We start from the raw sequence: 1906 nt of genomic DNA on the forward strand, positions 1-1906 counted from the left end.
ACCGCGCATCAAGGCGCCGTCCAGCCAACGCGGACCGAGCCCGGCGATCAACCCGAGCAAGGTCCCCCAGGCCAGGCCCAGCGCCGTAGCTGCGAGGCCCATGAACAGCGACGAACGCACGCCATAAATCAATCGGCTGAGCACATCGCGCCCGTTCTCATCAGTGCCCAGCCAATGCACATTGCTCGGCGCCTGGAACGCCATGCGCGCCGACGCCTCCAACGGGTCATACGGGGCCAGCCATTGCGGAACAACGGCGGCCAGCAGCAACAGCCCGACAAATACCCCGGCGAGCAACAGGCCCGGCCGCAGTTGGGTAAACCCGACAAGACGCAACGGGCGATTGCCGATCAACGTTTCAATGGTTTGCGTCATGCCAGGCTCCTGGTGCTAAGGCGCGGGGTTGGGGATGCGCTGGTGGATGGCCTGGATCTGCGCCTTGATCTCATCGCCAAGAGTCACGTCCAGCGCGCCGAGGTTGTCGCGCAATTGCGCCAGGCTGGTTTGCCCGGTCAGTGCGCTGGTGACGAAGGGTTTGTCGATGATGAAGGCCAGGGCCAGTTGGGCCGGGGTGAGGCCATGTTGCCGGGCAATCTCCACGTAGCCGGTGATGGCCTCCTGGGCCGAGGCACTGTCGTAGCGATTGAAAGTGCGGTACACCGCCGACAGCCGCGAGCCCTCGGGCCGTGCGCCGCCCAGGTACTTGCCGGTGAGTGCACCGAAGGCCAGCGGCGAGTACGCCAGCAGGCCGACGCCTTCGCGATGGGTGAACTCCGAGAGGCCGCCTTCGTACAGGCGGTTAAGCAGGCTGTAGGGGTTTTGCACACTGGCAATGCGCGGCAGGCCGAGGCGTTCGCTTTGCTTGAGAAACTCGGCGACGCCCCACGGGGTTTCATTGGAAACCCCGATGTGGCGCACCTTGCCGGCCTTGACCTGATCGGCCAGCACCGCCAGGGTTTCCTCGATGGCGACGCTCTGGGTGTCTGCCTGATACGGGTATTCGCGCTGGCCGAAGATGTTGGTGGTGCGGTCTGGCCAGTGCAGTTGGTACAGGTCGAGGTAGTCGGTGTTCAGGCGTTTGAGACTGCCGTCGAGGGCTTCGACGATGTTGCGCCGGTCGTGGTGGCTGAGGCCGTCGCGAATGTGTTGCTGGCTGCTGGGGTCACGGGCCGGCCCGGCGATTTTGCTCGCCAGGATCACCTCGTCACGTCGACCACTGGCCGCCAGCCAGCTGCCGATGTAACGCTCGGTGGTGCGCCAGGTTTCAGCCTTGGTCGGCGTGGGGTACATCTCGGCGGTGTCGATGAAATTGATACCTTCGGCCAGTGCCAGGTCGATCTGTTGATGGGCATCGTTTTCGGTGTTCTGGTGGCCCCAGGTCATGGTGCCGAGGCCCAGCACGCTGACTTGGATGTCGCTGTTGCCCAGTTGGCGGTAACGCATGGGTGATCCTTTTTTCTTCAAGGGTTGATGGCTCATACCGCACTCGCTTCGTCGCGGGCGGCCTGCTGCTCGGCGTCGGCGGCTTGCAGGCTGCGCCAGGCGGCGTTCGGGGTGACGTCATTGAGGTAGTAGTTGCCCAGTGCCCGTTCGCGAAAGATCGCCGGGTTGTGGGAGGCCAGGGTTCGCGCGTTGCGCCAATGCCGGTCGAAGCGACGCGACTCGCTGGTGGCGGAGGCGCCGCCGACTTCGAACAGCAGCGTGGTGGCTTCCAGTACCTGTTCCAGCACGATCTGTTGCGCCTGAAAAGCGCGAATCTCGGCCTCGGTGCAATGCTGTTCGGTTGCGTGCCCGCCCTGCTCCGCTTCGTGCACGTCCTGCAGCACCTCGGCGACGGCCAGCACCTGGGTGCGTGCGGCATAGGCCAAGCTCGACACGCGGCCGATCACGCGCTGCACCAGCGGGT

The 1906-nt window shown here is 64.8% G+C and carries 2 protein-coding genes and 1 pseudogene; all 3 read right to left on the reverse strand.

Annotated features, from left to right (window positions below):
* Nucleotides 1-375 (reverse strand): ABC transporter permease (locus tag HX846_RS32610; RefSeq protein WP_372242037.1); only part of this gene is annotated, 375 nt, incomplete at its 3' end.
* A 15-nt stretch (nt 376-390) separates the two neighbouring features.
* A complete protein-coding gene (locus HX846_RS32615) occupies nt 391-1443 on the reverse strand; it encodes an NADP(H)-dependent aldo-keto reductase (protein ID WP_177048143.1) in 1053 nt (350 codons plus the stop codon).
* A gap of 32 nt (nt 1444-1475) precedes the next feature.
* Nucleotides 1476-1906, reverse strand: a pseudogene (locus tag HX846_RS32620) (acyl-CoA dehydrogenase); the annotation flags it as partial.

This window comes from Pseudomonas sp. K5002, assembly GCF_013386655.1.
Taxonomy (GTDB): domain Bacteria; phylum Pseudomonadota; class Gammaproteobacteria; order Pseudomonadales; family Pseudomonadaceae; genus Aquipseudomonas.